Origin of the sequence: Gymnodinialimonas ceratoperidinii, assembly GCF_019297855.1 — a bacterium.
Taxonomy (GTDB): Bacteria; Pseudomonadota; Alphaproteobacteria; order Rhodobacterales; family Rhodobacteraceae; genus Gymnodinialimonas; species Gymnodinialimonas ceratoperidinii.
The window spans coordinates 3,551,029-3,575,501 of record NZ_CP079194.1; the positions used below are offsets into that span (position 1 = coordinate 3,551,029).

General features: G+C 64.5%; 26 protein-coding genes and 1 tRNA gene. 13 read left to right on the forward strand and 14 right to left on the reverse strand.

Annotation, left to right across the window (positions count from 1 at the left end; genetic code table 11):
* Nucleotides 1-3 precede the first annotated feature (3 nt).
* Nucleotides 4-930: a LysR family transcriptional regulator gene (locus KYE46_RS17055; RefSeq protein ID WP_219002374.1), complete on the forward strand. Its 927-nt coding sequence runs from the start codon at nucleotides 4-6 to the stop codon at nucleotides 928-930.
* A 178-nt stretch (nucleotides 931-1,108) separates the two neighbouring features.
* Here KYE46_RS17055 and KYE46_RS17060 read toward each other — a convergent pair.
* From KYE46_RS17060 to KYE46_RS17075, 4 genes are all read right to left on the reverse strand, one after another.
* A tRNA-Arg gene (locus KYE46_RS17060) sits at nucleotides 1,109-1,185 on the reverse strand.
* A gap of 46 nt (nucleotides 1,186-1,231) precedes the next feature.
* Nucleotides 1,232-2,617, reverse strand: coding sequence for a sensor histidine kinase (locus KYE46_RS17065; protein ID WP_219002376.1), 1,386 nt, complete (start codon nucleotides 2,615-2,617; stop codon nucleotides 1,232-1,234).
* A 41-nt stretch (nucleotides 2,618-2,658) separates the two neighbouring features.
* Nucleotides 2,659-4,077: a dihydrolipoyl dehydrogenase family protein gene (locus tag KYE46_RS17070; RefSeq protein WP_219002377.1), complete on the reverse strand. Its 1,419-nt coding sequence runs from the start codon at nucleotides 4,075-4,077 to the stop codon at nucleotides 2,659-2,661.
* A gap of 3 nt (nucleotides 4,078-4,080) precedes the next feature.
* Complete coding sequence (locus KYE46_RS17075) at nucleotides 4,081-4,815, reverse strand: TVP38/TMEM64 family protein (protein ID WP_219002378.1); 735 nt, start codon at nucleotides 4,813-4,815, stop codon at nucleotides 4,081-4,083.
* Nucleotides 4,816-4,988: 173 nt separating this feature from the next.
* Between KYE46_RS17075 and KYE46_RS17080 the strand changes: the two genes are divergently transcribed.
* The 4 genes from KYE46_RS17080 (at nucleotide 4,989) to yidD (ending at nucleotide 6,376) form a co-directional block, all read left to right on the forward strand.
* Entirely contained in the window at nucleotides 4,989-5,492 is a 504-nt protein-coding gene (locus tag KYE46_RS17080; RefSeq protein ID WP_219002379.1) for a 2-thiouracil desulfurase family protein, read from the forward strand.
* Nucleotides 5,493-5,611: 119 nt separating this feature from the next.
* Nucleotides 5,612-5,749, forward strand: coding sequence for a 50S ribosomal protein L34 (gene rpmH, locus KYE46_RS17085; protein WP_011453767.1), 138 nt, complete (start codon nucleotides 5,612-5,614; stop codon nucleotides 5,747-5,749).
* A 10-nt stretch (nucleotides 5,750-5,759) separates the two neighbouring features.
* Nucleotides 5,760-6,158 carry a ribonuclease P protein component gene (rnpA, locus tag KYE46_RS17090; RefSeq protein WP_219002380.1) on the forward strand — a complete coding sequence of 133 codons (399 nt, stop codon included), beginning with the start codon at nucleotides 5,760-5,762 and terminating at the stop codon, nucleotides 6,156-6,158.
* Complete coding sequence (yidD, locus tag KYE46_RS17095) at nucleotides 6,155-6,376, forward strand: membrane protein insertion efficiency factor YidD (protein ID WP_219002381.1); 222 nt, start codon at nucleotides 6,155-6,157, stop codon at nucleotides 6,374-6,376. The genes rnpA and yidD overlap by 4 nt, the downstream gene beginning before the upstream one ends.
* Here the strand turns inward: yidD and KYE46_RS17100 are convergent.
* On the reverse strand, nucleotides 6,373-6,924 hold the full coding sequence (locus KYE46_RS17100) for a DUF1353 domain-containing protein (protein ID WP_219002382.1): 552 nt from the start codon (nucleotides 6,922-6,924) through the stop codon (nucleotides 6,373-6,375). The two genes, yidD and KYE46_RS17100, sit on opposite strands and share 4 nt — an antisense overlap.
* Before the next feature lie 174 nt (nucleotides 6,925-7,098).
* Here KYE46_RS17100 and KYE46_RS17105 point away from each other — a divergent pair, with 174 nt between their 5' ends.
* The 8 genes from KYE46_RS17105 to KYE46_RS17140 all read left to right on the forward strand — a co-directional run bounded on the left by KYE46_RS17105 (nucleotide 7,099) and on the right by KYE46_RS17140 (nucleotide 15,250).
* Entirely contained in the window at nucleotides 7,099-8,676 is a 1,578-nt protein-coding gene (locus tag KYE46_RS17105; RefSeq protein WP_219002383.1) for a GGDEF domain-containing phosphodiesterase, read from the forward strand.
* A gap of 459 nt (nucleotides 8,677-9,135) precedes the next feature.
* On the forward strand, nucleotides 9,136-10,998 hold the full coding sequence (gene yidC / locus KYE46_RS17110; protein ID WP_219002384.1) for a membrane protein insertase YidC: 1,863 nt from the start codon (nucleotides 9,136-9,138) through the stop codon (nucleotides 10,996-10,998).
* Nucleotides 10,995-11,756, forward strand: coding sequence for an MOSC domain-containing protein (locus KYE46_RS17115; RefSeq protein WP_219002386.1), 762 nt, complete (start codon nucleotides 10,995-10,997; stop codon nucleotides 11,754-11,756). The genes yidC and KYE46_RS17115 overlap by 4 nt, the downstream gene beginning before the upstream one ends.
* Nucleotides 11,753-12,415, forward strand: coding sequence for a CatB-related O-acetyltransferase (locus KYE46_RS17565; RefSeq protein WP_219002389.1), 663 nt, complete (start codon nucleotides 11,753-11,755; stop codon nucleotides 12,413-12,415). The genes KYE46_RS17115 and KYE46_RS17565 overlap by 4 nt, the downstream gene beginning before the upstream one ends.
* Entirely contained in the window at nucleotides 12,412-13,068 is a 657-nt protein-coding gene (gene yihA / locus KYE46_RS17125; protein WP_219002391.1) for a ribosome biogenesis GTP-binding protein YihA/YsxC, read from the forward strand. Before KYE46_RS17565 ends, yihA begins: the two co-directional genes overlap by 4 nt.
* Before the next feature lie 169 nt (nucleotides 13,069-13,237).
* Nucleotides 13,238-14,095 (forward strand): acetylglutamate kinase, encoded by an 858-nt coding sequence (gene argB / locus KYE46_RS17130; RefSeq protein ID WP_219002393.1) that lies wholly within the window; start codon nucleotides 13,238-13,240, stop codon nucleotides 14,093-14,095.
* 13 nt (nucleotides 14,096-14,108) lie between these two features.
* A complete protein-coding gene (locus KYE46_RS17135) occupies nucleotides 14,109-14,756 on the forward strand; it encodes a ferredoxin (protein ID WP_219002396.1) in 648 nt (215 codons plus the stop codon).
* Nucleotides 14,753-15,250 carry a SixA phosphatase family protein gene (locus KYE46_RS17140; protein ID WP_219002398.1) on the forward strand — a complete coding sequence of 166 codons (498 nt, stop codon included), beginning with the start codon at nucleotides 14,753-14,755 and terminating at the stop codon, nucleotides 15,248-15,250. The genes KYE46_RS17135 and KYE46_RS17140 overlap by 4 nt, the downstream gene beginning before the upstream one ends.
* A gap of 123 nt (nucleotides 15,251-15,373) precedes the next feature.
* Here KYE46_RS17140 and KYE46_RS17145 read toward each other — a convergent pair whose 3' ends face one another.
* The 9 genes from KYE46_RS17145 to KYE46_RS17185 form a co-directional block, all read right to left on the reverse strand.
* Nucleotides 15,374-16,165 (reverse strand): amino acid ABC transporter ATP-binding protein, encoded by a 792-nt coding sequence (locus KYE46_RS17145; RefSeq protein ID WP_283095203.1) that lies wholly within the window; start codon nucleotides 16,163-16,165, stop codon nucleotides 15,374-15,376.
* A 26-nt stretch (nucleotides 16,166-16,191) separates the two neighbouring features.
* A complete protein-coding gene (locus KYE46_RS17150; protein WP_219002400.1) occupies nucleotides 16,192-17,529 on the reverse strand; it encodes an amino acid ABC transporter permease in 1,338 nt (445 codons plus the stop codon).
* Nucleotide 17,530: 1 nt separating this feature from the next.
* Nucleotides 17,531-18,820, reverse strand: a complete 1,290-nt coding sequence (locus tag KYE46_RS17155) for an amino acid ABC transporter permease (protein WP_219002401.1) — start codon at nucleotides 18,818-18,820, stop codon at nucleotides 17,531-17,533.
* 148 nt (nucleotides 18,821-18,968) lie between these two features.
* Nucleotides 18,969-20,000, reverse strand: coding sequence for an amino acid ABC transporter substrate-binding protein (locus KYE46_RS17160; protein ID WP_219002402.1), 1,032 nt, complete (start codon nucleotides 19,998-20,000; stop codon nucleotides 18,969-18,971).
* Nucleotides 20,001-20,235: 235 nt separating this feature from the next.
* On the reverse strand, nucleotides 20,236-20,949 hold the full coding sequence (locus KYE46_RS17165) for an ATP12 family chaperone protein (protein WP_219002403.1): 714 nt from the start codon (nucleotides 20,947-20,949) through the stop codon (nucleotides 20,236-20,238).
* Nucleotides 20,946-21,617: an HAD-IA family hydrolase gene (locus KYE46_RS17170; RefSeq protein WP_219002404.1), complete on the reverse strand. Its 672-nt coding sequence runs from the start codon at nucleotides 21,615-21,617 to the stop codon at nucleotides 20,946-20,948. Before KYE46_RS17170 ends, KYE46_RS17165 begins: the two co-directional genes overlap by 4 nt.
* Entirely contained in the window at nucleotides 21,614-22,678 is a 1,065-nt protein-coding gene (locus tag KYE46_RS17175; RefSeq protein WP_219002405.1) for an RluA family pseudouridine synthase, read from the reverse strand. Before KYE46_RS17175 ends, KYE46_RS17170 begins: the two co-directional genes overlap by 4 nt.
* Nucleotides 22,675-23,052, reverse strand: coding sequence for a fluoride efflux transporter CrcB (gene crcB, locus KYE46_RS17180; protein WP_219002406.1), 378 nt, complete (start codon nucleotides 23,050-23,052; stop codon nucleotides 22,675-22,677). Before crcB ends, KYE46_RS17175 begins: the two co-directional genes overlap by 4 nt.
* A 54-nt stretch (nucleotides 23,053-23,106) precedes the next feature.
* Nucleotides 23,107-24,429 carry a replication-associated recombination protein A gene (locus KYE46_RS17185; RefSeq protein ID WP_219002408.1) on the reverse strand — a complete coding sequence of 441 codons (1,323 nt, stop codon included), beginning with the start codon at nucleotides 24,427-24,429 and terminating at the stop codon, nucleotides 23,107-23,109.
* Between the last annotated feature and the right edge of the window lie 44 nt (nucleotides 24,430-24,473).

The window sequence follows — 24,473 nt, forward strand, 5'->3', positions numbered from 1 at the left end:
GCCATGTCCCTGTCCCTTCGCGCCATGCGATACGTTCAAGCCGCGTTGCGCCATGGCTCCATCACGCGGGCGGCGGACGAGATGCATGTCACGCCCTCGGCCATCGCCGCGGCGCTGGATCAGACGGAAGCAGCTTTCGGCATGGCGCTCGTGACCCGCGCGCGGGCGAAGGGAATTTCTCCGACAACAGCGGGCCGCGATATCGGGCGCCGCATCGATGATCTGCTGGAACGCTATGACCGGTTGCTGACGGATGTCTCGGACCTGCAATCCAACGTCACCGGCAATCTGGCGATCGGCTACAACGCGCCACTCGCCCCGGCCTTCCTGCCCTTTCTTGCCGCGCAGATGCTGGCCTCGCATCCGGGCGTGACCTTCACGTTGACCGAGGGCGACAACGACACCGTTCAGAAGGGTTTGCAGGACGGGCAGTTCGACATGATCCTGTTCGTCGAAGAGCTGCCCGATCCACAGATTGAAACGCAACCGCTGCTTCATGCGCCGACCTATTGTCTCTGCCCGGCGGATCACCCTTTGGCCAAGCAAGAGGCCGTTACGGTCTCTCAGATCGTGGGCGAGCCGCTGATCCTGTTGGATCGCCCTGCCGCGCGGCGGTACTATCTCGACGTGCTGCAGCAAGGCGGCGACGATGTCCGCGTCGTAGCCACCGCCAATTCAACCGAGATGGTGCGGTCCCTCGTCGCCTCGAACGTCGGGGTCTCTTTGCTGAACATGAAGCCGGGAAACGCGCCGTCCTACGCCGGAGACAACATCCGCTGCCTGCCGATCTCTGACACCACGAGCGGCGTCACCTTGTCCCTCGGCTTCGCGCCGGGCCCAAAACGCAGATTGATCCGGACATTTACGGAGAGCTGCATTGCCGCCTGTAGTGGGCCGTTGGGTGACGATTTGACGATTGCCGACGCGTGACAAAGCCGGCTGCAGACCACACCGAGTTAAGTCGGAGTTTGAGCTGTCGTCACGTCACGCCTGTGGAGCATGTATCCACGAGGCGGCCAGAACCGGCGCTCACGCAAACACGCGGCAGGAGCCGATTTCCGTCACGATCATCATTTTGGCTGAGGTCCACCGCGTTGGGGGTGGTGAGTGGCGGACTGGGGAGGATTCGAACCCCCGACCCCTTGATTCGTAGTCAAGTACTCTATCCAGCTGAGCTACCAATCCGCGTGGGATGCATTTAGCGTCGCCGAATGGTCAGCGCAAGGGGCAATCAGGCAGCAATTCCGCTTGGGAGGAACATTGCGAAGGTTGTGCCGTCCGATCCGGTGCTTTTCAGGGTCAGGCTGCCGCCATGTCCGCGCAGGATTTCCGAGCAGATCGTCAGGCCGAGGCCCGTGCCGCCCACCTTGGAGGTCGAGGCGAAGGGTTTGAACAGCGCCTCGCGCGCACCGTCGGGGAGGCCGGGGCCGGTGTCGCAGACCTCGATGAACCAGCCGCCCTCCTGCGTTCCCGCGCGGACGATGACCTCTCCGGGCATACCTGTCGCCGTGATGGCCTGACGGGCATTGCGCACGAGGTTGGACAGCACCCGGTGCAATTGCTCGGGGTCTGCGCGCACGACCATTCCGGGCTCGATCACCGCGTCGTAGCTGACTTCGCCATCTTCTTGCGCGAGGTTGTCGTTATCGAGAACATCGTCGACGAGGGCTTCCAGCGGCACCCTGTCCAGCTTCGGCGCGGGCTCTTCTGCGCGGCCAAAGGCCAAGGTGGCCTCGGTCAGGTTGATCGCACGGTTGAGGGAGTTCACCAGCTTCGGCGCGATCCTCTTCACCGTTGGGTCCTGCACCGTCTCGAGCCGATCCGCGACGAGCGTCGCCACCGAGAGGATGTTGCGCAGATCGTGGCTGATCTTGGCCACGGCCTCGCCCAATTGCGCCAGCCGCTCGCGCTGCCGCAGAAGCGAGGTCAGCTGCGTCTGCATCGCGTGCAACGCCTCTTCCGCGTCGCGCAATTCACGGACCGTGCCGCGCGGCGTGATGATGCGGTTGGCGTCTTCGGGCGCTTGCGCGTAGCTGATCATCGCGTGGACCACGCGCTTGATCGGGTTAACCATCAGCACCCGTACCGCGCCAAAGAGCAGCACTGCCGTGAAGATCGAGATCACCGCCGACAGAAGAAAAACACGCAGGCCGTAATCGATCATCGCCGTGCGCAGCGGCTCGGTTTCCATCGTGATCTCGATCAGCAGACCGGCCTCGCGGACCGGCTGACCGATGACTCGGATGTTCTGCTCCTCGGCCTCGAGCAGCCGCATCGAAGCATCGCGAATCAATTGCCACGCCGGAGGGTCGCGCAGATCGAAGGTGGCCGAAATGGGCTCCATCCCGTCGGTGGACAGTACAAGCTGGCGCACCGCGTCGCGGCGCAGCACGACGTTGAGGACTTCTGCGTTTTCAAGCAGTTCGTACTCAAGGTCATCGTCGATCATGCCGTCCGCCGCCAAAAGCGCGAGCGAGGCGATCTGAGCCCGCTCCAACCGGGCGAGCAGGTAATCTTCACGGAAGCGCGCGATGGAGGGGACGAAGATGAATACCTCGGCCAGCATCACGAAGATGATGGTGAGGATCAAGAATCGCCCTGAAAGACTGTTGGCCACCGCCGGCTCCCTCTGGTGCCCGACCGCGGGCAAGGTTTCTTTTAGGGCCGTCCGAACCTTTGCACAAACCCGACCAGCGTTTTCACCAGCGCGCTGTCGAACAGCTTGGGGGTGAAATAGGCACTGGCAGCGCGTTTATTAACCTCTCCCAGTGTCGGATAAGGGGCAACCATGTTGGCGACGGCACTCATCTTCAATTTGTTCGCGATGGCAAGGGACCAGATACCAATCAACTCGCCGGCATGAGGCCCGACAATCGTGGCACCAACAGGCTTGCCCTTGACCACCATGACCTTGACGAAGCCCGTTTTCTGCCCGGTCGCGATGCCGCGATCGTTGTCCTGGAATTCCGCCTTCGCGATGAAGACGCTGTCGCCGTGTTTCTCCTTCGCCTGCGCTTCGGTCAGGCCGACCTGAGCTAGTTCCGGCGAGGTATAGGTGGCCCAGGGGATATGGTCGGTGCGGGCCTTGGACGGCAGCGCGAACAACATCGGCCGGATGATGACGCCCGCGTGGTAGCCCGCGAGATGCGTGAATTGCATGCCGCCCCCGACATCGCCCACCGCGTAGACGCGCTTGTTCGTGGAGCGCAGGTCAGCCCCCACTTTCACGCCCTTGCGGTCATATTCTACGCCTGCCTTCTCAAGATCGAGCTTGTCGACGTTCACCGCGCGGCCCACCGCCACGAGAAGGTGCGAGCCCGCGAAGGTCGCGCCGTCCTCTGTCTCGACGGTGATCGCGCCTTCCTCGCCGCGGATCTCCGAGGCGGTTGCCCCCTCGACAATCGTTATGCCTTCGGCGCGCAGGGTCTCGATCACGATGGCGGCGGCGTCTGGGTCGTCCTTGCCCATCGCCTTGTCACCTTCCAGCACCGTCACCTGACAGCCGAGCCGCCGATGCGCCTGCGCCATCTCCATCCCGATGGGACCGCCGCCGATGATGATCAGGTGCTCCGGCTTCTCGCGCAGATCGAAGATCGTCTCGTTGGTATGGTAGGGCACGCCGTCGAGGCCGGTGATCGGCGGCACGAAGGGGCGAGAGCCCGTCGCGATCACGAAGCGCCGCGCCTTGATCGTGGTGTCGCCGGCCTGCACCTCGGACTCCGAGATGAAGCGCCCGAATTCGCGGATGACCGTGACGCCGAGACCTTCGAACCGTTCCTGGGAATCAACCGGCGCGATCTCTTCGATGACCGAGTGGACATGGTCCTTGGCGGCCGCGTAGTCGGGCGCGGGGTCGTGACCCGCCACGCCGAACGCCGCCTCGGAGGTTTCATGCGCCTTGTGCCCCGCCGCCAGCAGCGCTTTCGACGGCACGCAGCCGAAGTTCAGGCAGTCGCCGCCCATCAGGTGGCCTTCCAGCAGCACCACCTTCGCACCCATCTGAACGGCCCCCGCCGCCACGGACAATCCGCCGGAGCCCGCGCCGATGACGCAGATGTCAGTTTCGATCGTTTCCATGGCTTACAGGCCTTTCTTGCCGCGCACGGCCTTGAGGATGATGGGCAATGCCGCCAACGCGCAGAGGCCGAGGATCGGCAACAGGATCTGCGGCTCGAATATAATGCCGAGGTCCGGGGTTTCACCCCGCGCGAAGACCTCGCCCAATCCCGCGCCGACGGACGTATAGACAATCGCGCCCGGCATGATCCCGAAGAAGGTCGAGATCACGTACCGGCGCAGGGGGACCTCGAAAAAGGCCGGCAGGAGGTTCGCGATGAAGAAGGGTACTGCAGGCACGAGGCGCAGCAGGAACAGCGCGGACCATTGGTTTTCGTCGATGGCTTCCTTGAAGCGTTTCATCACGCCCTCTGACCCTTCGAGCCTCTCGCCCAGTCGCGCGCCGAAACTCGTCTGCGCGGCCAGAAAAATTGCCGTCGCCCCGATGGTCGCGCCCGTGATGTTGAACAGGGCCCCCGGAAATGTCGCGAAAAGGAAGCCGCCGGTCAGCGTCGCGATTGTCGCGCCCGGCAGGGAAAAAGCCACGATCAAAGCGTAGGCGAGGATGAAGAGCCCCACGGTCAGCGCGTAATTGGCATCGCGGAAGGCGATCAGCGCCTCTCGGTTATCGGCCAGGGCCTGAAAGCTCAGGTAGTCCCTGAACAGGAACCAGCCAATGCCGGCTCCGATCACGATGGCCACGATCGGCAGATACCGTGCCACGCCCGATTTCGACTGTAGTTCCGCGCTGTTCGCCATGTCCCGTCCTATTCGCCTTTGTGTCGCCGCCCCTAGATGCGTCATTTGAAACGCCCGCGATATCCCCGGTCACGGTTGCTTGATGGGGCGTGACGCAAGTAAGGGGTTTCGTGACCGCGAAGGCTCCGATCTGTCACATTCGCGGCGGGATATGTTTCAGGCACGATAGGCCCATGGAAAAAATCTTGGTCAGTTCCTGCCTGATGGGCGCCCCGGTCCGTTACGACGGCCGGGCCAAGACGTTGGAGAATCAGCTTCTCGCGACATGGCGGGCCGAAGGCCGCTTGGTGACGCTTTGCCCTGAGATGGCCGCAGGTCTGCCCACGCCACGCCCCCCTGTCGAGATTGCGCCCGGCGCCGATGCAGAGACCGTCCTGGGAGGCCGCGCGGGCGTCTATGACAAGGACGGGCTCGACTGGACCGGAGAGTTCGCCTTGGGCGCGCAACTGGCGGTCGATCTGGTGCTCGAACAGCAATGCCGCTTTGCCCTGTTGACCGATGGGAGCCCATCCTGCGGCTCCACCTTCGTCTATTCCGGCCACTTCGACGGCCAGCGCCAGCCCGGAGAAGGCCTCGTCGCGCACCGCTTGCGGAAGATGGGCGTCTCCGTCTTCGCGCCGGATCAATTGCGTGAATTGGCCGATGCCGTGGAAGAAGCCGAAAATACCGCGTCCTGACCCGTCGCACTTGTTGACAGCGGCCCAAACCTTGCCTATCCCGCAGGCTTCAACGGAGATACCTGCCGTTAGAGGAGCGCATTCGGCGCCCTCCGGCCAAGATTGACGGAGCGAGACCCATGTCGAAGCGGACATTCCAACCCTCGAACCTCGTGCGCAAGCACCGCCACGGCTTCCGTGCGCGTATGGCAACCAAAGCAGGTCGCAAGATCCTGAACGCCCGCCGCGCCCGCGGTCGGAAGTCGCTCAGCGCCTGATTGCCTGACAATGGCATCGCAAACGCCTCCGCCGAGCGCCGCCTCGCCGGGGGCTTTTTGTGTTAAGCGCCCGCTGGTGACGCTGACGCAGCGCAAGGATTTCCTGTCCGCCGCCCGCGCCGCCCGCGTGCCGACGCCTGCCTTCCTGCTGCAAGCACGGCGGCGCGATGAGGGCGAAGAGCCGGGCGCGATCCGCGTCGGCTTCACCTGCTCCAAGAAGGTCGGCAACGCCGTTGCCCGCAACCGGGCAAAGCGGCGCCTGCGCGAGATCGCCCGCGCCATCCTTCCGGCGGAGGGAAAGGACGGGTGGGATTACGTGTTGATCGGCCGCAAGGACGCCACGGCCACGCGCGACTTTCAGGCCATGCAGGCGGACCTTTCCAAGGCACTCGAGAAAGCGCACCGATGAACCCGCTGGCCTTCATCGTCTCACTGCCGATCCGGTTCTATCGTCTGGTGATCTCGCCGATGATCGCCACCAACTGCCGCTTCACGCCGACATGCTCAACCTACGCGATGGAGGCCCTGCGCAAGCATGGCGCGATCAAGGGCACATGGCTCGCCAGCCGCCGCATCCTGCGCTGCCACCCCTGGGGCGGGTCGGGCATCGACAACGTGCCGGACTAGTCCGGCCGAGGCAGGCTGAAGCCGCCCAGATGATCCGGCAATGTCGCGTAGCGATCCGCGTTCGGGCGCCGGAAGCCCCAGACACCGAAGAGCCGTACCGCCAGATATATCAATTGGCGTTTGATCCTGCCGACGTCCGCGGCCTCCATGGCGCGCAGCATGATCAGGTCGGCGAACTCCCGATCCCTGTCGTGCGCGCCGTGTCCGGGCACGTCCTGCCACGCGATATAGAGGTAGTCATGGACAATCGCGGCCTCCAGCCACGGTCCGACCCGCCCGGCGATGATCCGCAAAGGCGCGGGAACCGAGGTGAGGTCGGTGACAAGACCGCGCGGCACGGTGATGCCGAAAACCTCTCCGTCGACCTCGACGCTCACGATGTAATCCGCCCCCACGATGTAGCTCGCATCCTCGCCGGTGCGCAGTTTCACCGCGTCTTTCAGGCGCAGTAGGACGAGGTCGGTCTCGAACCTCAGATTCGCAACCTCGCGCCACCCCGGAGGGTAGGGGCAGACCGGAACGGCGGGATGATCAAAGCGCTGCACCATGGGGTGATCCTACGGCACGGGAGGCTTGCCACCAAGATTTCCTGAGGATCGACGGTGCGATGATTGCCTTTGGGTCAAATATTTTCCGGGCGTGTGGTGGCGGTTAATCTTCTGTTTTCCTTCATCGGTTACCCTTGTCCCGGACATGATGATCAGGCGGAGACACGGGGCAAGATGGCAGAACTGAAGACCAACGGGGCGCCCCGTGCGACACCACCGGCCTCGCGCGGCCGATTGTACCGGATCGCCCAACGCGTCCGGCTCGGGCTCGACCGGGTCGAGGTTCTGGCGCTTTTTCCGTTGATTGCCCTGACTGCCACGTGGTTCGGCTTCGACGATCTTGCACTGGTGACCGCGGTTGTCCTTTCAGCGCTTCTGGCCATTGGTGGGCTCGGCGGACGCCCTGTGGAACGTGCGGGCGGCGGATCGTCTCCGGCCGCCAGCGGGCGAACCGCCTTGGTGGCAATGCTCGACCGCGTGGCCAATCTGGCCGGGCGCGATACTGCCTGTTTCCTTATTCAGATCGACGATTGGTCCGTGGTGCTCGATCGATGGGGCCATGACGCCAGCGAAGACATCGCGCGCCGCTTGGAAGAGCGCCTGCAAACCGCACTGCGCAACGGGGATCTCCTCACCCGACTGGGCGATTCGCGGTTTGGCGTTGTCCTCTCCCCCCTTTCCTCCGCCCGCCTCGGGCTGCGTGATACGATCGCGACCCGGCTTGCCGACGCCGTGGCCGAGCCCCTTCCGCTCCGCGGCACCGGTCTGCGGCTGACTGCCTCCATCGGCCATTCTGCGGTGCTCAAGCAGGGCGCCGATCCGGCCGACGCCACCTTCAAGGCTGCCGAGGCCGCTTTGGGCGAAGCGGTGCTCAACGGTCCGGCCGCGACGCGGGCCTTCGCACCCGGCATGGGCCGGGCCCGTGCGCTGCAAACCCGTCTCAGCGAAGAGGTGGAGGCAGCAATCCATGACGGCGCAATACAGGCCTGGTTCCAGCCTCAGGTTCACGCGAAGACGAGCGCGCTGTCGGGGATGGAAACACTGGCCCGGTGGCAACATCCCAAGCACGGGCTTCTCGGCCCGAAAGAGTTCTTTCCGGCGGTGGAAGCCTCTGGCCAGATGCCGCTTCTGGGACAACGGATGCTCCATGAAGCGCTGAAGGCCCTGCGCGACTGGGACAAGCTGAAGGCGCATATTCCCACGATCTCGGTCAACTTCTCGGTCGAGGAGCTGCGCGATCCGGCGCTTGCGGAAGGCATTGCCTCCGAGGTCGCGCGCTACGGCCTCACGCCGAACCGGGTTGTCATCCAGGTCTCGGACGATGTTGCCACCCAGATCGACGACGACGCGGTCGTTGCCACGTTGCAGACCCTCCGCGATGCGGGCCATCGTCTGGATCTGGAAGGGTTCGGCATAGGCGCCGCCTCCATCCCGACCCTGCAGCGCCTGTCGGTCACCCGGATCACTATCGACCGCGGCTTCGTTCTCGACGTCGATGTCGCCCTCGAAAAACGGCAAGCGGTCTCCGCAATCACCGCTTTGGCCAAGGCGATGGGCATCGAAACCCTCGCCAGCGGGGTGGAGACCCAGACCGAGAGGGACGCCCTGGCTCAACTGGGTTGTGATTTCCTGCAAGGCTTTGGCGTGGCGCACCCTATGGGGCTAGAAAACGTCGCCGATTGGGCGCGCGCCCATGAAGCCGCCGGCAAGACGATTCGCCTCGAAGACCGGCGCGCGCAGACGGCAACTTGAGGGATTGACGCAGAGCACCTGAGGTTGCTGCGTATACCGAAGGCCGAGGGTTGCGTTGGGTCAGCGCCGACGACGCGTACACATTAGTGAGGTGGCACCCTAAGAAGGCTTCAACGCGCTTTGAATACGCGCACCGTCCTGCCGCCTTTAGTGCTCCCCCCTTCCCGATCTCACCTGTAGCGAGACCAGCAACCGGCCCACGGCACCCACGCCAGCCTCTTCTCGCGCCCTCCGGCGGTCTCCCTCCCGTCGCCGCACGGCAGCCTTTTGCTGCCTCCTCAACCCCCGACACACCCTGCAAAATCGGGCAAACCCCTCCCACAGCCCCCTACCCGCGCCGATTTCGCCTCTTGACCTTTGAACCCCCAGTCTGTTGAACCCGCAGGGATTGGCGTCACCGAGTGAGCACCGGTGTTTTCGCCTTATTCGCAAGGGCTCTGGCAAAGGAATTTCGCAACGATGGACGATCAGAACAGAAACCTGATCCTGGCCATGGGCCTCAGCATTGTAGTGATCCTCGTGTGGTTCTTTCTCTTCCCGCCCCCCGAGGTCGTGGAAGACCCGAACGCGACCCCCGTGGTCGAGACCGAGACCGGCGTCGCGCCCACGCCACCGGTTACCGCTGCTAGCGATCCCTCTGGCGCGGAAAACACCGCCCCAAGCGAGGTTGCACTGACCGAAGCCGCGCGGATCGACATCGAGACGCCCTCGGTCGAAGGCACCATCTCGCTCCTTGGGGGCCGCATCGACGACCTGTCGCTGCGCAATTACACGACCGAGGTGGACAGCGATGAAATCGTCCGCCTGCTGTCGCCGGTGGGCTCCGATGAGCCCTATTACGCGCTCTACGGCTGGACCCCCTCGGGCGGGCTCGGCTACGAGGATGTCCCCACCTCCGACACCCCGTGGGAAATCGAATCCGGCACCACCCTGACACCCGAGACCCCGGTCACTCTGGTCTGGGAGAACGCGAGCGGCCTCGTTTTCCGCCGCACCATCGCCATCGATGACCGCTTCATGTTCGAAGTCACCCAGTCGGTCGAGAACACGGGCGAGGCCGATGTGAACCTCGCGCCCTACGGCATCGTGGCCCGTCACGGCCTCCCCTCCGACCTGCAGAACTTCTTCATTCTCCACGAAGGCGTCGTGCGCAAAACCGATGGGGAACTCTCCGAGGTCGCCTATGACGATCTCCCCGACCTCGACGTCATCGCCCGCGAAGGCGTGCCTGCCGAGGTGCTGGAAGTCGAAGCCAACGGCTGGATCGGCTTCACCGACAAATACTGGATGACGACGCTGATCCCCGGCGAAGACCAACCCTTCGTGTCGGTCATCAAATACGTCCCCTCCGCCGACATCTACCAGACCGAAGCGCGCCTCCCCTACATGGCCATCGCCGCCGGTGAAACGGTCGAGGTCACGACGCAGCTCTTTGCCGGCGCCAAGGAAGCCGAGACCATCCGCGACTACGAGAACGCCGAGCCCGGCCTGATCGCGCGGCTCTTCGGCGCCGAACAGGATCCCACCCGAGGCGAGGTTTCGCGCTTTGTCGACAGCATCGACTGGGGCTGGTTCTATTTCCTGACGAAGCCGCTCTTCTGGCTGCTCCACTGGCTCAACAGCACCATCGGCAACATGGGCCTTGCGATCATCGCGCTGACCCTGATCGTCAAGGCCGTGCTCTTCCCCCTCGCCTATCGCTCCTACGTGTCGATGGCGAAGATGAAAGAGCTCCAGCCCGAGATCGAGAAACTGAAGGAATCCGCCGGTGATGACCGCGAGAAGCTTCAGAAGGGCATGATGGCGCTCTACAAGAAGAACAAGGTTAACCCCGCGGGTGGCTGTCTGCCGATCCTGCTGCAGATCCCGATTTTCTTCTCGCTCTACAAGGTGATTTTCGTCACGCTGGAACTGCGCCACGCACCGTTCTTCGGCTGGCTGAATGACCTGTCGGCGCCCGACAGTTCGTCGATCCTGAACCTCTTCGGCCTGCTGCCGATCCCGGCGCCTGACCCCGAGTCGATCCTGGCGCTGATCTTCATCGGCATCCTGCCCCTGCTGCTCGGCATCTCCATGTGGCTGCAGCAGAAGCTGAACCCGGCCCCCACCGACGCAATGCAGGCACAGATCTTCGCCTGGCTGCCCTGGGTCTTCATGTTCATGCTCGGCAGCTTCGCGTCCGGCCTGCTGGTCTACTGGATCGCGAACAACACGCTGACGTTCACGCAACAGTACCTGATCATGCGCAGCCAGGGCTTCAAACCCGATGTCTTCGGCAACATCCGCCGAAGCTTCTCGCGCAAGCCCAAGGAAGAGAAGTGACTTGGACGCTGGATCAGATATGGCGCTACCCGATCAAGGGTATAGGAGCCGAACGGCTCCGCGCCGTCGATCTGGCGCCTGATCTGCCCCTGCCGCTCGACCGTGCTTGGGCGGTACTCGAGGAGGGCGGCGACGCTTCCGAGGGCTGGCGGTCCTGCCGCAACTTTCTGCGCGGGGCCAAGGGCCCTTCGCTGATGGCCGTGAGTTGCCACGTTGATGGACCGCATGGGGCGGAGGTTATTCACCTCAGCCATCCCGATCGGCCCGATCTGACGCTGATGCCGCGCACCGATGCCTCGGCGCTACTGGAGTGGTTGGCACCGATCTATCCAGAGAGCCGCCGCCCTCCGGTCGCGCTCGTCGATGCCCCGCCCGAGGGCATGTCCGACGCGCCCTTCGCCTCGGTCAGCATCCTCAACGCCGCCTCGCTTCGAGCGCTTTCGCAAAAGTTGGGGCTGCCGAAAAACGAACCCCTCGACCCGCGCCGGTTCCGCGGCAACCTCTGGATCGAGGGCCTCGCCCCGTGGGAAGAATTCGACCTCGTCGGCAAGACCCTGGCCATGGGCGACGCCCGTTTGGAGGTGATTGAGCCCATCACCCGATGCCGCGCCACCGAGGCCAACCCGAAGACCGGCCACCGCGATGCCGAGACCCTGCGCGCCCTGCGCGAGGGGTGGGACCACCAGGATTTCGGCGTCTACGCCATGGTGCGGCAAGGCGGCCGGATCAAGGCGGGGGAAGAGGTGACCCTGCAATGACTGACCAGCCAGATCGCACCGGCCCCGACCCCACCACTCTCGCCCCGATGGCGCCTACCTATGCCGGCACCGTGTTCCTCAAGCCGCTGGCCGAGGGGCGCGACAACGTCACTGTAGGCGACTACACCTACTACGACGATCAGGACGAGAGCCGCGATTTCTTCACCCGCAACGTCCTGCACCATTACGATTTTATCGGCGACCACCTCCATATCGGCCCGTTCTGCGCCATCGCCCACGACGTGCGCATCTTCATGAACGGCGGCACCCATGCGATGGACGGCTTCTCCACCTTCCCGTTCAACATCTTCGGCAACGGGTGGGAGGAAGGCTTCGACCCCGCAAGCTGGACCGCCGGCCACAAGGGTGACACCCGCATCGGCGCCGATGTCTGGATCGGAAACTCCGCCACCATCATGCCGGGCGTCACCATCGGGGCTGGCGCGATCATCGCGGCCAAATCCGTTGTCACCCGCGATGTGCCCCCCTACACCATCGCCGCCGGCAACCCAGCGCAGGCGGTGAAACAGCGGTTCGACGCAGATACCATCGCCCGCCTGCTCGCCATCGCATGGTGGGACTGGCCCGCCGACAAGATCACCCGTAACCTGAACGCGATCCGCGGCGCTGACCTGCCCGCGCTGGAGGCCGCGATATGAACGCCCTACCCTTCCCCCTTGCCGAGGCACCTGACCCGATCACCGAGGAACGCGGCCGCAAGCTCTTCGCCGGCAACACCGATTTCCTCAAGGGCGTCGTCGCCATGGACGGCCTGCCCCCCGCCGACCGGATCGAGGTTTGCTTCGCCGGCCGCTCCAACGTCGGCAAGTCGACGCTGATCAACGCGCTGACCGGCCGCAAGGGCCTCGCCCGGGCTTCCAACACGCCCGGCCGCACCCAGGAGATCAACTACTTCACCCTCCTCGACAGCCACTACCTCGTTGACCTCCCGGGCTATGGTTATGCCGAGGCACCGCTCCACGTGGTCCAGCAATGGCAGGCACTGCTGAAATCCTACCTGCAAGGCCGCGCCACCCTGCGCCGCGCCTTCGTGCTGATCGACGCGCGCCACGGTGTGAAGGCGGTGGACGAGGAGATCATGAAACTTCTCGATATCGCCGCCGTCCCCTTCCAGACCGTGCTGACAAAATCCGATAAGGTGAAGGGCAAGGACCGCGACGCCTCGCTGGAACGCACCCGCAAGGCGCTTGCCAACCACCCCGCCGCCTACCCCGAGATCATCCTGACCTCCTCCGAAAAGGGCGACGGCATTCCAACCCTGCGCGCCGCCATCGCCTCGATCGAAGCCTGATACCCGGGCTCGCCCTTCATCTTGGCCCTACAACTCCGGGGGGTCTGGGGGGCTGGCCCCCCCATGGCGGGCCCGCAAAGGCAACAGCGCCCCCCCCCCCGAGACAACCGCTTCACACCCGCGCCGCCACCCCCTAACGTGGCGCAAAATACTCAACGGCCCAAAGCGCATGAAAACCCAGATGATCCGCGACAACCTCGCCACCGCCCGCACCCTCTCCGAAGCGCTGCCTTACCTGCAACGCTTCAACGACGCAGTCATCGTGGTGAAATTCGGCGGCAACGCGATGGGCGATGACGCCGAAATGGCCTCTTTCGCCCGCGACATCGTCCTGCTGCGCCAGGTTGGCGTGAACCCCGTCGTCGTCCACGGCGGCGGCCCGATGATCAACGACATGCTGGCGAAACTCGGGATCGAAAGCACCTTCAAGGACGGCAAGCGCGTCACCGATGCCGCGACCGTCGAAGTGGTCGAGATGGTCCTCTCCGGCCTCGTGAACAAGCGGATCGTGCAAGCGATCAACGCCGAAGGCGGCAAGGCCGTGGGCCTGTCCGGCAAGGACGCCAACCTGATCACCTGCACGCCCGCCAACCCCGAGCTTGGCTTCGTGGGAGAGCCTTCCCGGATCGACCCGAGCGTGATCAACAACCTGTTCGAAGACGACATGATCCCCGTCATCGCCCCGCTGGGCCAAGGCGAGAGCGGCGAGACCTACAACATCAACGGCGATACCGCCGCCGGCGCCATCGCGGTCGCCCTCGAAGCGGACCGCCTGCTGCTGCTCACCAATGTCTCGGGCGTCAAGAACAAGGCCGGCGACGTGGTGACCGAGCTCACCACCGCCGACGTTGACGCGATGATTGCCGACGGCACCATTGCCGGCGGCATGATCCCCAAGACCGAGACCGCCCTCCACGCCGTGCGCGGCGGTGTGAGGGCCTGCACCATCGTTGACGGCCGGGTCGCCAATGCGGTGCTGCTGGAACTGTTCACGGAGCACGGCGCAGGCTCGATGATCCGCCAGTAACGGAATCGGAGCCATGGATTACGAAACCCTCCAGAGCGCCGCCGCCCCCTACCACCTGACCATCGTGGGGGCCTTCCACCCCGACCCGGAAGACGGCGCGCCCGAGGGCACCGAGACCCTCGTGCTCTTCGCCCCGGCCGAGCCCACGTTCTGGCCGCACTTCAAGAAATCGCCCGAGTACAGCGACGGCGCAGCGGACCCGATGAACCGCTGGTCGACCCGCGCCCTCTCCGCCATCGCGGAAGAAACCCGCGCCACGCCACTCTTCCCATTCGGCGGCCCGCCCTATCTGCCTTTCATCTCCTGGGCCCTGAAAAGCGGCAGCATCCATGCCAGCCCGGTGACGCTGCTGGTCCACAACGATCAGGGCCTGATGATCTCGTTCCGAGGCGCCCTTGCCCTGCGCGAGAGGATTTCCCTCAGCCCGCCGCGCCTGACGCCCTGCCTGCTCTGCCCCGCCCCCTGCGAGACCGCCTGCCCGGTCAATGCCCTCTCCGAGCATGGCTACGACACCGCCGCCTGCCATGCCTACCTCGACACCCCCGCCGGCACCGATTGCCTGACCCGTGGCTGCAAGGCCCGCCGCGCCTGTCCGATCAGTCAGGACTTCAGCCGAAATCCCGAGCAATCGGCCTACCACATGCGGAGCTTTCATCCTTGAGCCAGACGGTCATCCTCATCCGCCACTGCAAGTCCGACTGGGATGGCAGCACCGGCGATCACACCCGTCCGCTCAGCCCCCGCGGACATCGGGCAGCCCCCCGCATCGGCGCCTTCCTCGCGCAGCACGGCCTTGTCCCCGATGTCGCCCTCTGCTCCGACGCGCTGCGCACCCGCCAGACCTGGGCCGGCATCGCCGATCAGCTCCCCGGCGCGCCCGAGCCCACCCTGAACCCTGCGCTCTACCTTGCCGAGCCCGAGGTAATGCTGAAAGCGCTCAGGGCCGCGGACGCCGCAACCGTCGCGATGATCGCCCATAATCCGGGCACCGCCGCACTGGCCTGGGCGCTCGCTCACAATCCCCCGAACGATCCGGATTTCGAGCGCTATCCAACCGGTGCCGTCACGGTGCTCCGCTTCGACAATGGCCTCGCGCCCGGCGAAGGTCACCTGCTGCGCTTCACCACCCCGCGCAGCCTCCCGGACCCGCGCTGAGCTCCCCTTCATCTTGGCCAATACAACTCAAGAAAAACGCCCGCGTCTTTCGACACGGGCGGTTATTTCTCGCAAGGCTCAAAGCCGATCCCAAGTCCCGCGCGACGCGCGGGCGCGCAGGGATCAGTGGCCGAGGATCTGGCTCAGGAACAGCTTGGTGCGCTCCGACTGCGGGTTGGTGAAGAACTCTTCCGGCTCGTTCTGTTCCACGATCTGGCCTGCATCCATGAAGATCACGCGGTTGGCGACCTGACGGGCGAAGCCCATCTCGTGAGTCACGCAGAGCATGGTCATGCCCTCTTCCGCGAGCTCGATCATCGTGTCGAGCACTTCCTTGATCATCTCGGGGTCGAGAGCCGAGGTCGGCTCGTCGAAGAGCATGATCCGCGGCCGCATGCAGAGCGACCGCGCAATGGCCACCCGCTGCTGCTGACCACCCGAAAGCTGGCCGGGATACTTGTCGGCCTGCTCGGGGATCTTCACCTTCTCGAGGAAGTGCATCGCCGTTTCCTCGGCTTCCCTCTTCGGTGTCTTGCGCACCCAGATCGGGGCCAGGGTGCAGTTCTCAAGGATCGTCAGATGCGGGAAGAGGTTGAAGTGCTGGAAGCACATGCCGACCTCGGACCGGATCTTGTCGATGTTCTTGAGATCGTTGGACAGCAGCGTGCCATCCACGACGATGGAGCCCTGCTGGTGCTCTTCCAGCGCGTTGATGCAGCGGATCAGGGTGGATTTGCCCGACCCGGACGGGCCGCAGATCACGATCCGCTCGCCCTGGTTCACCGTCAGGTTGATGTCGCGCAGGACGTGGAACGTCCCGTACCACTTGTTCATCCCGTTGATCTCGATCGCGACCTCGTCAGACACGGTCATCTGGCTGCGGTCGATAGGCCGATTCTCAGCTGTAGTGGACATGGATATTCTCCTCGGCGTTGGCCCGATTAACGGTGGCCTGTAGCGAGCTTACGCTCAAGATATTGCGAATAGCGGGACATGCTGAAGCAGCAGATGAAGAAGCATAGCCCGATGAAGATGAACAGCTCCCAGTAGATGCCGTTCCAGTCCGTGTCGGCGCGGATCGCGTTCGAGAAACCGATCGGGTCGAACAGGCCGATGAAGACCACCAGCGTGGTGTCCTTGAACAGGCCGATGAAAGACGAAACGATACCCGGGATCGAGATCTTCAGCGCTTGCGGCAGAATGATCAGCTGCATGGACTGCCAGTAATTCAGGCCGAGGCTGTCGGCACCTTCATACTGTCCCCGCGGCAGGGCCGCGAGACCGCCTCGGATCACCTCGGCGATATAGGCCGAGGAGAAGAGCGTCACCATGATGATCACCCGGACCATGAGGTCGAAGTTGGAGCCGGGCGGCAGGAAATAGCCCAGAAGCAACTGCGCGGTGAACAGCCAGACAATCAGCGGCACGCCGCGGATGACCTCGATGAAGATCACCGAGAACTTGTTGATGATGAACAGGTCCGACTGCCGCCCCAGTGCCAGCACGATGCCAAGGGGCATCGACAGGATGATGCCGGAGGCACCGATCACGAAGGCAAGGAGGAAGCCGCCAAACTCACGCGATTGCACGGATTCGATCCCGATGGGCGCGACCGAATGGAACGCGTCGATCAGGGGGCCAACCAGCAGGACCCAGAACAGGATCGGCACGATGAAGGCCAGGATCGTGGCCGTCATTGCCCCGACGAAACGGGTGCCGAACTTGATGATCGCCCAACCGATGCCGAAGCCGGCCGCAACCAGGACCGGTGCCCAGATCGAGCCGCCCCACAGCAGCCAGAAGCAGATGAAGGGCATGGCGGCGGTCAGGATCAGCATCTTGCGCGGCAGCTTGTCGTAAAGCACCGGCGCGATGCCTCCTAGGAACAGCAGGAACGCAAGGATCGGACGCCAGTAAAGCTCTGGCGGGTAGAAGCCGAACATCAACTGGTCCCAACGGTCCACCAGCACCGCCCAACAGGCAACACCGCCGCCATGGCCGTCCAGCGGGCCGTAGCGGGCTTCGCGGATCTCCCGGCACTCGCTGAGCGAGCCCGCGTCCCAGATGCCATAGACAACCCAGGGCAGGATCGCGGCCAGCACCACGTAGATCACGTAGAGCGACAGGATCGTCATGATCGCGTTGGCGATGGACGAGAACAGGTTGTCTCGCACCCACCGGACCGGACCCGCAGCCGTGATCGGCGGGGCCTGCTCCGGCAGCATCTCGGTGCGGACATATGCGCTGTCGAGCGCGGTTTCTGAATGAAGCTCACTCATATCAGCGCTCCTGCAATTTGACGGAGTTGTTGTAGACGTTCATCACCGCCGAGATCACCAGCGACGTGATGAGGTAGAAGCCGCCAAGCAGAAGCATCCCCTCCAACTCGCGTCCCGTCTGGTTGATGGTGATGCCGCCCAGGGTGGAGCGGACGTCCATGTAGCCGACGGCCAGCGCCAGCGACGAGTTCTTCGTCAGGTTGAGGTACTGCGAAATCAGTGGCGGAATGATCACCCGCAGAGCCTGCGGCAGGATCACGAGGTTCATCGTCCAGGATGGACGCATCCCAAGGGCCGCCGATGCTTCGGTTTGCCCCTTGCTGACGCTGAGGATACCGGCCCGCACGATTTCGGCGATGAAGGCACCGGTATAGAGCGACAGGGCGAACCACAGGGCGATCAGCGCGTTGCGAAGATGCACGCCGCCCGAGAAGTTGAAGCCGGTCAGCTCGGGGTAATCCAAGGTGGCGCCCAAGACGATCAGGACGATCGCCACCGGGATCACGATGGCTCCGGCGCGCATCCAGAACAGTCCCGGAGGCCTGACGCCGGTCCGCTCCTGCTTTGCCGCGCCCCAACGCCCGATGAAGATGGATGCCGCGATGCCCAGGGCCAGAACGACCAGGATGAGCGTCCAGTCGGCACCGGAAACACTCGGCACGATCGCCGCTTCGACACCGTCGGCGGCCTCGGACATCTCGTTGCCGCCCAGGGAGCGGGTGAAGACGAGGTTCGGAATATAGACACCGCGGTTGGTGACCGCGACGCTGTCGCCGAGGATCATCGAGGCTTCGGGTTCGTCCCCGCGGAAGTCACGCGGTTGCGGCATGCCCTCGGTCATGATGGCAAAGATCACGATGATCCAGAGCAGCAGGGGAATGTTGCGGAAGCCTTCGACGTAAACGGTCATCAGGCGGCCGACGATCCAGTTGTTGGACAGACGCAACACGCCGGCAATGACACCCAGAATGGTCGCCGTCACGCAGCCCAGAAAGGCCACCAGCAGCGTGTTCAGGATACCGACAACCGCGGCGCGGCCATGGGTGGAATCGTTGGAATACTCGATCAGGCGTTGGTTGATGTCATACCCGGCGCGGTTGCCGAGGAAGCTGAAATCAAAATCCTTGCCCAAGGCAGAGAGGTTCTGGATCGCGTTCGACACCAGCTCCCACAGACCCAACATGATGAGGATGAACACGATGACCTGGATGGTCAGTGATCGATAGCGGGTATCGTAAATCAACTGGCTGAGTCGGAACGACTCTGCAGGCGGGTCGGAAAGCGTCGCCATAATATGCCCCTGTTAGAAGGTTCCGCGCTGGTGTCCTTTGAGGCGGCCCAATTTTTTCGGGTCCTGCCGGTTTTTCTTTTGGAACAGCACGGTGGTGGTAGATGTGAAAGGGGCGCGAACTTTCGTTCGCGCCCCCCAAGGTCCGGATTTAGCGGAAGGGCGGTGCGTAGAGCAGGCCGCCATCGGTCCACTGAGCGTTCAGGCCACGGGCCAGACCGATCGGGGTGGACTCGCCGATGTTGCCATCGAACACTTCGCCGTAGTTACCAACAGCCGCGATCGCGCGGGCTGCCCAATCGGCGTCGAGGCCGAGCATTGCGCCCAGTTCACCCTCGGTGCCCAGAAGGCGGCGGATCTCGGGGTTCTCGGTGGTGTTGCCGATCTCGCCGACGTTGGCGGAAGTCACGCCGAGCTCTTCAGCAGCGACCAGCGCGTTCAGGGTCCAGCGCACGATGTCGCCGAACTCGTTGTCACCGTGACGGACCAGCGGGCCGAGCGGCTCTTTCGAGATGATCTCGGGCAGCAGGACGTGTGCCGAGGGATCTTCGAAGGTGGCACGCGTTGCGGCCAGACCGGAAGCGTCCGTGGTGTAAACGTCGCAGGCACCGGCGAGGTACTGCTGCTGTGCTTCTGCGTTGGTCTCGATCGGCACGGGCTCGTAGCTCATGTTGTTCGAGGAGAAGTAGTCAGCAAGGTTAAGCTCGGTCGTGGTGCCGGTCTGGATGCAGACCGTTGCGCCGTCCAGCTCGAGAGCGGAGGAAACGCCGAGTTCACGGGGAACCATGAAGCCCTGACCGTCGTAGTAGTTCACGCCGGCAAATTCGAACGCGAGGTCGACATCGCGCGAGAAGGTCCAGGTGGTGTTACGCGCGAGCATGTCGATCTCGCTCGAGGACAGCGCGGTGAAGCGCGTCTGGCCGGTCGTCGGCACGAATTCGACGGCGCTCGGGTCGTCCAGGATGGCGGCGGCGACTGCGCGGCAGACCGCAACGTCAAAGCCCTGCCATTCGCCGTTGGCGTCGGGAGCGGAGAAGCCCGTCAGGCCGGTGGAGACGCCGCAGTTCAGCGTGCCGCGCTCTTGGATCTGGGCGAGCGTACCGGACGAATGGGCATCAGCGGCCGCGAAACCGGCCGCAGTACCTGCGACGGCCAGCGTGCCGAGAAATACGGATTTTTTCATGTTTACCTCTTCCTGTGGAACCGCCCGTCGGGATCATCTTTGCGTGTCCCGCCGAGCATTGGCATATGCCACGAAGGCCTGTTGAACCTTCGCATGTGACAAAATGGGCAAATCCAAGGCGCGAGGTCAAGGGTAGTGACAGGGTAAAGCTCGCGGAAACGGAGTGTTTGCAGCTTGCCCCTACGGCAATCAGGGGAGGAATAGGCAACGCAGGCGAGCCTAAGGGGTGATTTGGTTAACCACCCTGACTGGCTTCCCAGAAACGCTCGGCATGCAACAATTGCGCCTCTTTCAGCGCTGCGGCCTCTTCCGCCTCTTCATCAGCGCCCCATTGCTCGATCTGCCAGCTCTCATCGATTCGGCTCAAACGCCAAGCTTCCTTGGCGGAAATACGGCGGCGGGCCACGGCGAGCCCCAGTACCAGCGAACCGGTGAGGGTCACGAGATCGTGTAGCGCGGTCATCTCGAACGGCCCCACCGCACGGGTCGCATGGGCGAGCTTTTCGATGGCCTCGGCGGGCTGGCTCACCCACATGACGCCGGTGCGCGGCTCGAGCCGGGCCTCGAAGGTCTCATCCGCCCAGTCGAGCATCGGATCCCAAGCGGCTGCCTGACGCTGCACCAGCTCCGCCGGCCCCTCGGCGCGGTAGCACAGAAGATCCGTCTCGGCGTAACCGATCAGCATATCGGCCACGTCGTCGAACTGCGGCACGACCCGCTCGATCGCGGAGTTGGCAGAGCGGGTGACGGGCATCGACAGCGGGTCGATCACGCCTTCCTGCGCGTCCCATTCCGCGGCGACAGCCTCGGCCATCGCGCGCGTCGGCATCACGAGGGGCAGCTTGCCCGGCGTGCTGACACCGCGCCCGTCCAAGAGGACGCGGAAACCGCCGTCTGCCTCCTCGACGGTGGCCTCTTTCCAGAACCGTTTCGCTTTCCACTCGGTCATGCGACCTCCCACATCGTCTCGAGCGCGGCGGGCATCTCGGGGAAGGCGCGCAGGATCTGCACGGCACCTGCCCGCGTCAGCATCTCGTCCGCATGGTAACCCCAACCGACGCCCAAGCCGCGCACCCCGGCGCCGCGCGCCATTTCCATGTCGTAACTCGTATCGCCCACCATCACCGCGTCGGCCGCTGCGACACCAGTCTCGGCCAGGCAGGTCTCGACCATGGAGGGATGCGGCTTGGAGGGGTGGTGATCGGCGACCTGCAGCGTCTGGAACGTCTTCTCCCAACCGTGCATTTCGATCAGGTGATCCAACCCGCGCCGCGACTTGCCGGTGGCCACACCCAACAGCAGATCGTCACGGGTCGCCAACTCCGCCAGCACCTCGGCGGCACCGGGATAGAGCGGCGACTGCGCGCGGCCGGTGGCCCGCAGGTCGACGAAAGTATCCTTGTAGGCCTGGGTTAGGCTGTCGCGCTTGTCGACATGGTCGGGCACCAGCTTCACGAAAGCCTCGGGCAGCGACAGGCCGACGATCGACAGGATCGCCTCGCGCGTCGGTGTGGGCAGGCCATGGGCGCCGAAGGCGCCTTCCATCGAGGCCACGATGTGGCCCTGGCTGTCGACGAGCGTGCCGTCGACGTCAAAGATCACCAGTCGCAGGGTCAAAACGCATCATCCTCGAAAGGGTCGGCAGGAACATCGCGCGGATCCCAGCCGAGGGTCTCCCACGTCTTGCTCATGTGCTCTGGCAGTGGCGCCACGAGATTGATCTGTGCGCCGGTCTCGGGGTGGCGGAAGTTGAGCGAGCGGGCGTGCAGATGCAGTTTGCGGCTGATCTCTCCGCCCAGTTGCGCGCCCCAGCCGTCACCGAGGTTCTCCTGCCCCGAGCCGCCGTATTTGCCATCGCCAATGATCGGGTGCCCGATCTCGGCCATATGGGCGCGGAGCTGGTGGGTGCGCCCGGTGATCGGCACCAGCGCGCACCAGCTGACCCGGCCGGCGAGGTTGGACATGACGGCGTAATCCGTCTCGGCGCGCTTGGCGCCCTCGGTCTCGGCGATCTCGTGCATCGGCACGGCGCGCATCTTCTCGTTCTCGCCGCCGCGCCCGTGGCCCGGGGCCTTCACGAGGCCCAACTTGATCGTGCCCATGCGAGGCAGCGGCGAGCCCGCCACGGCAGCCCAGTAGATCTTGCGGGTGGAGCGCAGGCGGAAGGCATCGGTGAGCGCCTTGGCCCCCATCCGCGTGCGCGCCAGAAGCAACACGCCCGAGGTGTCCTTGTCGAGGCGGTGGACCAGACGCGGCTTGTCATCGAACCCAAATTTCAGCGCCTCGGCCAGTCCGTCCACGTGACGCGTCTGGCCGGTGCCGCCTTGCGTGGGCAGGCCGGCGGGCTTGTTGATCGCGATGATGTGGTCGTCGCGGTAGATCACCGCGCGGCGGATCATCTCGGCGTCGGCATCGCTCACGCGGCTTTGCCGGTTCACCCAGGTCGCGGGGTCAGCCTTGGGGTCGGCTGCATCGGGCAGCGGCGGGATCCGCACCATCTGCCCCACTTCGAGCCGCGTGTTGGATTTCACCCGGCCGCCATCGACGCGGATCTCGCCCTTGCGGCACATCTTCTCGATCCGGCCCTGCGGCACATGGGGGAAGATCCGGCGGAACCAACGGTCGAGCCGTTGATCGCCGTCGTCCGGCCCCACTTCCAGCGTCTGAACACCACTCATGCGAATACCCCGCGCGCGAGCCAGAGGCCCGCCATCAAACCAATTATCGACAGTCCGACCGAAAGCGCCACGTAAAGCGCCGCCTGCCCGATGTCGCCGCGCTCGTAGAGCGTCACCGTCTCCAGCGAGAAGGCCGAGAACGTCGTGAAACCGCCAAGAAACCCGGTCATGACCAGCGGCGAAAGATGGGTGAGACCCCGGTGCGCCGCGATGACCACGAAAAGGCCCATCAGGAACGATCCCACCACGTTCACCGTCAGGATCGGCAGAGGAAAGGCGCTCGCGCCGAAGACGCGGAGCATCCCGACACCGGTCAGGTATCGCAGCACGGACCCGAGGGCACCGCCGAGGGCAACTTGAAGCACAGCAATCATAGCGCGCGGAGTGCGCTTGTGGGCCGGGATTGTCAACGTTTGCGCCGATTTGTCTTAACGGCGGCGCTTCTCGCGCAGGTTCTCGAACCATTCGACGCGCTTGCGCAAATCACGCTCGAAGCCGCGCTCCTTCGGCTCGTAGAACTTGGGGCGCGACATGGTCTCGGGGAAGTAGTTGGCGCCCGAGAAGCCGTCCTCGCTGTCGTGATCGTATTCGTAGCCCTTGCCGTAGCCCTGCTCCTTCATCATCGCCGTCGGCGCGTTCAGGATGTTCTTGGGCGGCATCGCCGAGCCGGTGGATTTCGCGCTGGCGCGTGCGGCCTTGTAGGCCACGTAGGCGGCGTTGGATTTGGGTGCGAGGGCGAGGTAGACGACCGCCTGGCTGAGCGCCAACTCCCCCTCGGGAGAACCGAGCCTCTCGTAGGTTTCCCAAGCGTCAAGGCAGACGCGGTGGGCCTGCGGATCGGCTAGCGCGATGTCCTCCACCGCCATGCGGGTCAGGCGGCGGGCGAGGTAGCGGGGATCCTCGCCGCCCTCGAGCATCCGGGCGAACCAGTAGAGCGCGGCGTCGGGATCGGAGCCGCGCACCGATTTGTGCAGCGCCGAGATCAGGTTGTAATGGGCGTCGCCCGACTTGTCGTATTGCGCCGCGCGCCGTTGCAGGCGCTGGCCGAGGGCTTTCGTGTCGAGCGGCTCGGTCTTCCAGGCAGAGACCTGCTCCACCAGGTTCAGCATCGCCCGCCCGTCGCCATCGGCCATCTCCCGCAGGGAGACGCGCGCGTCGGGCAGGAGCGGCAGGGGGCGGCCGAGCTCCGCCTCGGCCCGCTGCAGGAGCGCCTCGAGGTCATCGTCCGAGAGCCGCTCCAGCACCATGACCTGCGAGCGGCTCATCACGGCGGCGTTGAGTTCAAACGAGGGATTCTCGGTGGTGGCGCCGACGAGGAGGATCGTGCCGTCCTCCATATGCGGCAGGAAGCCGTCCTGCTGCGCCTTGTTGAAGCGGTGGATCTCGTCGACGAAGAGCAGCGTGCCCTGGCCGTTGGCGTGACGGATCTTCGCCGCCTCGAAGACCTTCCGCAGGTCCGGCATGCCGGTGAAAATGGCGGAGATCTGGACGAAGTGCAGCGCCGTCTCGCGGGCCAGAAGCCGCGCGATCGTGGTCTTGCCGACACCCGGCGGCCCCCAGAAGATCAGCGACGAGAGCGCGCCGCTGTCGAGCATCACCCGCAGTGAGCCCTCGGGGCCGAGCAGGTGCTGCTGTCCGATCACCTCGTCCAGCGAGGCCGGCCGCAACCGGTCGGCCAGCGGACGCGGCCCCCGGTGTGCTGTGGCAGTGGAATCGGCAGCTTTCGCGCCCGTATCGAAGAGATCGGCCATGGGGTGAACCTATGCGTCCTTGGTAAAGAGAACAACGCAGGAGG

What these genes read in the sequence shown, in the direction of transcription:
- rnpA (WP_219002380.1), top strand. Translation starts at nt 5,760, where the DNA reads ATGGCATCGCAAACGCCTCCGCCGAGCGCCGCCTCGCCGGGGGCTTTT.
- KYE46_RS17175 (WP_219002405.1), bottom strand. Translation starts at nt 22,678, where the DNA reads ATGAGTGGTGTTCAGACGCTGGAAGTGGGGCCGGACGACGGCGATCAA.
- KYE46_RS17150 (WP_219002400.1), bottom strand. Translation starts at nt 17,529, where the DNA reads ATGAGTGAGCTTCATTCAGAAACCGCGCTCGACAGCGCATATGTCCGC.
- crcB (WP_219002406.1), bottom strand. Translation starts at nt 23,052, where the DNA reads ATGATTGCTGTGCTTCAAGTTGCCCTCGGCGGTGCCCTCGGGTCCGTG.
- KYE46_RS17160 (WP_219002402.1), bottom strand. Translation starts at nt 20,000, where the DNA reads ATGAAAAAATCCGTATTTCTCGGCACGCTGGCCGTCGCAGGTACTGCG.
- KYE46_RS17145 (WP_283095203.1), bottom strand. Translation starts at nt 16,165, where the DNA reads ATGTCCACTACAGCTGAGAATCGGCCTATCGACCGCAGCCAGATGACC.
- KYE46_RS17075 (WP_219002378.1), bottom strand. Translation starts at nt 4,815, where the DNA reads ATGGCGAACAGCGCGGAACTACAGTCGAAATCGGGCGTGGCACGGTAT.
- KYE46_RS17565 (WP_219002389.1), top strand. Translation starts at nt 11,753, where the DNA reads ATGACTGACCAGCCAGATCGCACCGGCCCCGACCCCACCACTCTCGCC.
- KYE46_RS17165 (WP_219002403.1), bottom strand. Translation starts at nt 20,949, where the DNA reads ATGACCGAGTGGAAAGCGAAACGGTTCTGGAAAGAGGCCACCGTCGAG.
- yidD (WP_219002381.1), top strand. Translation starts at nt 6,155, where the DNA reads ATGAACCCGCTGGCCTTCATCGTCTCACTGCCGATCCGGTTCTATCGT.
- KYE46_RS17105 (WP_219002383.1), top strand. Translation starts at nt 7,099, where the DNA reads ATGGCAGAACTGAAGACCAACGGGGCGCCCCGTGCGACACCACCGGCC.
- KYE46_RS17185 (WP_219002408.1), bottom strand. Translation starts at nt 24,429, where the DNA reads ATGGCCGATCTCTTCGATACGGGCGCGAAAGCTGCCGATTCCACTGCC.
- argB (WP_219002393.1), top strand. Translation starts at nt 13,238, where the DNA reads ATGAAAACCCAGATGATCCGCGACAACCTCGCCACCGCCCGCACCCTC.
- KYE46_RS17080 (WP_219002379.1), top strand. Translation starts at nt 4,989, where the DNA reads ATGGAAAAAATCTTGGTCAGTTCCTGCCTGATGGGCGCCCCGGTCCGT.
- KYE46_RS17155 (WP_219002401.1), bottom strand. Translation starts at nt 18,820, where the DNA reads ATGGCGACGCTTTCCGACCCGCCTGCAGAGTCGTTCCGACTCAGCCAG.
- KYE46_RS17135 (WP_219002396.1), top strand. Translation starts at nt 14,109, where the DNA reads ATGGATTACGAAACCCTCCAGAGCGCCGCCGCCCCCTACCACCTGACC.
- yihA (WP_219002391.1), top strand. Translation starts at nt 12,412, where the DNA reads ATGAACGCCCTACCCTTCCCCCTTGCCGAGGCACCTGACCCGATCACC.
- yidC (WP_219002384.1), top strand. Translation starts at nt 9,136, where the DNA reads ATGGACGATCAGAACAGAAACCTGATCCTGGCCATGGGCCTCAGCATT.
- KYE46_RS17100 (WP_219002382.1), bottom strand. Translation starts at nt 6,924, where the DNA reads ATGGTGCAGCGCTTTGATCATCCCGCCGTTCCGGTCTGCCCCTACCCT.
- KYE46_RS17055 (WP_219002374.1), top strand. Translation starts at nt 4, where the DNA reads ATGTCCCTGTCCCTTCGCGCCATGCGATACGTTCAAGCCGCGTTGCGC.
- KYE46_RS17070 (WP_219002377.1), bottom strand. Translation starts at nt 4,077, where the DNA reads ATGGAAACGATCGAAACTGACATCTGCGTCATCGGCGCGGGCTCCGGC.
- rpmH (WP_011453767.1), top strand. Translation starts at nt 5,612, where the DNA reads ATGTCGAAGCGGACATTCCAACCCTCGAACCTCGTGCGCAAGCACCGC.